Annotated in this window: 1 protein-coding gene; it reads left to right on the top strand. The window is 72.2% G+C overall.

What is annotated here, in order from left to right; genetic code table 11:
* Positions 1-6,378: amino acid adenylation domain-containing protein (locus ACNTMW_RS34040; RefSeq protein ID WP_426638185.1), on the top strand; the 6,378-nt coding region annotated here is incomplete at both ends.

Raw genomic sequence — 6,378 nt, forward strand, 5'->3', positions numbered from 1 at the left:
GCTTCAACTACCTGGGCCAGTTCGACCGGCCGGCGGGCGGTGCCGGGCTGCTCGGTGCCCCGGTCGGTGGGCTCGGTGGCGACGCCGATCCGCAAGCCACCCGGGCGCACCTGTTGGAGATCGTGGGCAGCGTCAACGACAAGTGCCTGGAGTTCACCTGGGAGTACGCCAGCGGAATCCACACCGACAGCACCGTCCGGCGCCTGGCCGACCGGTTGGTCGACGCCCTGCACGAGATCATCGCGCACTGCGCGCAGCCCGGCGCTGGTGGCCGTACCCCGTCGGACTTCCCCCTCGCGCGCCTCGACCAGGCGCAGGTCGACCTGCTGGCCGGCGACGGCAGGGACGTCGACGACATCTACCCACTCACCCCGATGCAGGCCGGCATGGTCTTCCACAGCCTCGTCGACGGGGTGTCCGGCGCGTACTTCAACCAGGTGCAGCTCCGGCTGACCGGGGTGTCCGACCCCCGGGCGTTCGGCGCGGCGTGGCAGTACGTCGTCGACCGCACCCCGGTGCTGCGCAGCCGGATCGTCTGGGAAGGTCTGGACGAGCCGCTGCAGGTGGCGCAGCGTGAGGCGGCCGTCCCGGTCACGTACCTCGACTGGCGCGAGCTGTCGGAGAACGACCGGCACGACGAACTGGCCCTGCTGGTGGCCCGCGACCGCGCCGAAGGGTTCGACCTGGCCGTCGCGCCGCTGATGCGGCTGACGGTGGCCACGGTCGCCGCGGACGAGATCCTGCTGATCTGGACCTTCCACCACGTGCTGCTCGACGGGTGGAGCGCGGCCCAGGTGTTCGGCGAGGTCTGCGACCGGTACGCGGCGATCGTCCACGGGCGGGCCACCGCGCCGGTCGCGCGGCGCCCGTTCCGCGACTACCTGCGCTGGCTCGGCGAGTGCGACCAGCGGGAGGCCGAGGAGTACTGGCGGGGCGTCCTCACCGGCTTCGAGTCCACCACACCGCTGCCGTTCGACCGCCAGCCGACCGAGGCCCACCGCGCGGAGTCCGGCGCGCGGGTACGCATGGCGCTGTCGCCCACGCGGTCACGCCAGCTCCGCGACGTGGCGCAGCGCCACGGGTTGACGGTGAACACGGTGGTGCAGGGGGCGTGGGCGCTGCTGCTGTCGCGCTACAGCGGCGAGCCGGATGTGGTCTTCGGTACGACGGTGTCGGGGCGGCCGGCCGACCTTGCCGGGGTCGAGTCGATGGTGGGCATGTTCATCAACACGCTGCCCACCCGGGTGACGGTCGGCGCCGGTGCGCGTCTGGTGGAGTGGCTACGCGACCTGCAGGCGCAGCAGTCGGAGTCGCGGCGGTTCGAGTACGTGTCGCTGGCGCAACTGCAGACCTGGACCGACCTGCCGGGCGGCGCCAACCTGTTCGACAGCATCGTCGTGTTCGAGAACTACCCGTTCGACGACGACGCCATCACCGCGCACGGCCTGGGCATCCACCAGCTGCAGGACCTGGAGCCGACCAACTATCCGCTGAGCGTGGTGGTGGAGCCGGCCGACGCGCTGACGGTCGCTCTCGACTACGACCCCGCCTTCTTCGACGTGGCCACGGTCGAGCGGTTGGCGGGCAGCCTGCGGACGGTGCTGGACGGGTTCGTCGACGACCCGGCCCGGCCGGTGGCGGAGATTCCGGTGGTGGCCGGGGCGGAGGGCCACCGGGTGCTGGTGGAGTGGAACGACACCGTGGCCGAGGTGCCGGACGGTACGGTGCCGGATCTGTTCGCCGCGCGGGTACGCCGGTCGCCGGAGGCGGTGGCGGTGGTCTGCGGTGACGTCGAACTGTCGTACGCGGAGCTGGACGAGCGGGCCAACCGGCTGGCCCACCGGCTGATCCGGCTCGGCGTACGCCCCGAGGACCGGGTCGGCGTGCTGGCCGACCGGTCGGCCGACCTCGTCGTCGCGGTCCTCGCGGCCGTCAAGGCGGGCGGCGCCTACCTCCCCATCGACGTGAAGGCACCGGCGGACCGGATGCGACTGGTACTGCGCGAGGCCGGTGCGAGGGTACTGGTGACCGACCGGGCGTGGCGGGCAACCGCCGAGGTCATCCACGGTGGTGACGTGGTGGTCGCCGACGCTTCCCTGGACGCGGAGCCGGCGGATGCACCGGCGGTGGCGGTGGATCCCGACAACCTGGTCTATGCCGAGTACACCTCCGGGTCGACGGGCGTGCCCAAGGGCGTGGCGGTGCGGCACCGGGACGTCGTCGCGTTGGCGTTCGACCGGCGGTTCACCGGTGACGTGCACCGGAGGGTCCTCGTCCATTCCCCGCTGGCGTTCGACGCGTCGACGTACGAGTTGTGGGTGCCGTTGCTGCGTGGTGGTCGGGTGGTGGTGGCGCCGCCGGGGGACCTGGACGTGGAGTCGCTTCGCCGGCTGGTGGTCGGGCACGGGGTGACCGGGGTGTGGTTGACCTCGGGGTTGTTCCGGGTGGTGGCGCAGGAGGATCCGGGGTGCCTGGCCGGGGTGCGGGAGGTGTGGACCGGCGGGGATGTGGTGCCGGCGGGTGCGGTGCGTCGGGTGATGGCGGCGTGTCCGGGTCTGGTGGTGGTCGACGGGTACGGGCCGACGGAGACGACCACGTTCGCCACGTCGTATCCGATGGCGTCGGTGGATGAGGTGCCGGAGGTGGTGCCGATCGGGCGGCCGTTGGACAACATGCGCGTCTACGTGCTGGATGAGTGGTTGCGGCCGGTGCCGGTGGGGGCGCCGGGGGAGTTGTGTATCGCGGGTGCCGGGTTGGCGCGGGGTTATCTGGGCCGGCCGGGGTTGACGGCGGAGAAGTTCGTGGCCGACCCGTTCGCCGAGCTGTTCGGCGAGCCGGGCGGCCGGATGTACCGGACCGGGGATGTGGTGCGGTGGCGGGCCGACGGGGTGGTGGAGTTCGTCGGCCGGGTCGACGACCAGGTCAAGATCCGTGGTTTCCGGATCGAACTCGGCGAGATCGAAGCCGCCGTGGCCGCGTACCCCGGAGTCTCGGACGTCGCCGTCGTCGCCCGCCAGCAGGAGTCGACCGACCGGCAGGTCACCACCAAACGGCTCGTGGCCTACGTCGTATCCGTGCCCGGCGCCACCGTGGACCACGCCGAACTGCGGGCATACCTCGCCTCCGTCCTCCCCGACTACATGGTGCCGTCGGCGTTCGTGGCGCTCGAATCAATGCCGTTGAGCGTCAACGGCAAGCTGGACCGGCGGGCGTTGCCGGCGCCGGACTTCGGCACGGTGGCACAGGACGGCTACGTCGCGCCGCGGACCGAGGCCGAGCGGATCCTGGCCGGGGTCTGGGCCGAGGTGCTGGGGGTGGAGCGGGTCGGGGTCGAGGACAACTTCTTCTCCCTCGGCGGCGACTCGATCCTGAGCATCCAGGTGGTGTCCCGGGCCCGGCGGGCGGGGCTGAGCCTCATGCCCCGCGACCTGTTCGTCCACCAGACCGTCGCCTCCCTCGCCGCCCACGCCGGTGACCCGGCCACCGCGGCCCTTCCGGAGACCGCCGATCAGGGTCCGGTGGTCGGCGAGGTGCCGTTGACGCCGATCCAGCGGTGGTTGTTCGAGGTGGCGCCGGGGTCGGAGGCGTGGTTCGACCAGTCGCTGCTGGTGGAGCTGTCCGGCGTGGTGGACGTGGGCGCGTTGCGGGCAGCGTTCGCGGCGCTGCTGGCGCAGCATGACGCGCTGCGGATGCGGTACGAGCGGGTCGACGGTGGGTGGCGGCAGGTCAATGGGCCGGTGGCGCCGGTGGAGGTGCTGGAGTGCCGTGACCTGTCGGGTCTGGACGCCGCGCGGCAGCGGTCCGAAATGGACCGGGTGGTCGCCGAGGTGCACGCCGGGTTCGATCTGGCGAGTGGGCCGCTGGTGCGGGCGGTGTTGTTCGTGCGGGGCGGTGTGCTGTCGCCGGTGTTGTTCGTGGCGGTGCATCACCTGGTGGTCGACGGGGTGTCGTGGCGGATCCTGCTGGAGGACCTGGAGACGGCCTATGGCCAGGTGGTGCGGGGTGAGCCGGTGCACCTGGGTGCGAAGTCGACGTCGTTTCGGGACTGGGCGTACCGGTTGGTCGCGCACGCGGGTTCGGGTGGGTTCGACGACGAGGTGGCCTACTGGGCGGGGGTGGCCGAGGGTGCCGTGGTGGGCCTGCCGGTTGATGGTGATGGGGCGAACACGGTGGGGTCGGCGCGGTCGGTGTCGGTGCGGCTGGACGAGGCGGCGACGCGGGCGTTGTTGCAGGACGTGCCGGGGGTGTATCGCACGCGGGTCAACGACGTGCTGGTGGCGGCGTTGGGTCGGGTGCTGGCCGGCTGGGTCGGCTCCGACCGGGTGCTGGTGGATCTGGAGGGGCACGGTCGGGAGGAGGAGTTGTTCGACGGGGTGGACCTGTCGCGGACGGTGGGGTGGTTCACGTCGATGTTCCCGGTGGTGGTCACCGACTGTGCCGAGTGGGGTGATGGGCTCAAGGCGGTCAAGGAGCGGCTGCGGGCGGTGCCGCGGCGGGGGATCGGCTACGGCGTCCTGCGCTACCTGACCGACCGGCTGCCCGAGTCAGCCGCGCCGCGGGTCAGCTTCAACTACCTGGGCCAGTTCGACCGGCCGGCGGGCGGTGCCGGGCTGCTCGGTGCCCCGGTCGGTGGGCTCGGTGGCGACGCCGATCCGCAAGCCACCCGGGCGCACCTGTTGGAGATCGTGGGTAGCGTCAACGACAAGTGCCTGGAGTTCACCTGGACGTACTCGGAGAACCTGCACCACGAGGCGACGATCGCGGCGCTCGCGGACCGGCTGGTGCGGGCGCTGGGCGAGATCGTCGCGCACTGCGCGCAGCCGGGTGCTGGTGGGCGGACCCCGTCGGACTTCCCCCTCGCGCGCCTCGACCAGGTGCAGGTCGACCGGCTCGCCGGCGACGGCCGGGACGTCGAGGACATCTACCCGCTCACCCCGATGCAGGCCGGCATGGTCTTCCACAGCCTGTCCCAGCGGGACGAGGGTGTCTACTTCGAACAGGCGACGTTCGTGCTCGACGGGGTGCCCGACCCGGCGGTGCTGGGGGCGGCGTGGCAGTACGTGGTCGACCGTACGTCGGTGCTGCGCAGCCGGATCGTCTGGGAGGGCGTACCCGAGCCGGTCCAGGTGGTGCAGCGCGAGGTCACGGTGCCGGTCTCGTACCTGGACTGGCGCACACTGTCCGAACAGGACCGGGACTCCGCGCTGGCGCGGGTGCTCGCCGACGACCGCGCCCGGGGGCTGGACCTGGCGGCCGCGCCGCTGATGCGGCTGGTGCTGGCCCGGCTGTCCGACACCGAGGTCCAGGTGGTGTGGACCTTCCACCACGTCCTGCTCGACGGCTGGAGCGTCTTCGGCGTCCTCACCGACGTGTTCGCCGCCCACGCCGCTCTCGGCGACGGCCGGCGACCCGACCTGCCGAGCCGCGCCCCCTTCCGCGAGTTCCTGAACTGGCTGAGCCAACGCGACCAGCGGGAGGCCGAGGACTACTGGCGGGGCGTCTTATCGGGCTTCCCGTCGCCCACCCCGCTCCCGGTCGACCGGCAGCCCGCACCGGGCCATGCCGCGCGCTCCGCGGAGTGGCTGCCGTCCCACCTGGACGAGGCGGACTCCGCCCGGCTCGACCGGTTCGCCAGGCGCCACCGGCTGACCCTCAACGCGGTCGTCCAGGGAGCCTGGGCGGTCCTGCTGTCCCGGTACTGCGGGCAGTCCGACGTGTGCTTCGGCGCGACGGTGTCGGGCCGCCCCGCCGACCTGCCCGGCGCCGACGAGATCACGGGTATCTTCATCAACACCCTGCCGGTACGGGTCCGCGTCGACGACGCCGACGACCTGGCGGCATGGCTCCAGCGGTTGCAGACCGCCCAGGCCGAGGCGCGCCGGTTCGACTTCGTGTCCCTCGCCCAGCTCCAGACCTGGACCGACCTGGTCGGCGGCGTGGACCTGTTCGACAGCGCAGTGGTGTTCGAGAACTACCCGATCAACGACGAGGCCGCAGCGGCGCACGGGCTGCGGCTGCGCGACCTCGAAGCCCGCGAGACGACGAACTTCCCGCTCATCGTCGTGGCGTCGCCGGGCAGGCAGCTGTCGGTCGAGCTGGGATTCGACCCGGCGCTGTTCGACCCCGCGACGGTCCAGCGGCTGGCGTCCCAGCTTCTCCAACTGCTGCGGGAGATCGCGAGCGGCCGCCCCGTACGCGTCGGCGACCTCGATCTCCTGTCGGTCGCGGAGCGGTCCCGGGTGCTGGACACCTGGAACGACACGGGTGACGGGGTGGTGCCGGTGTCGTTGGCGGGGTTGTTCGGGGCGGCGGTGTGCCGGTGGCCGGGGGCGCCGGCGTTGGTGGACGGCGAGGTGACGGTGAGTTTCGCGGAGTTGG

It is taken from the genome of Planosporangium spinosum (assembly GCF_049999945.1).
GTDB lineage: Bacteria > Actinomycetota > Actinomycetes > Mycobacteriales > Micromonosporaceae > Planosporangium > Planosporangium spinosum.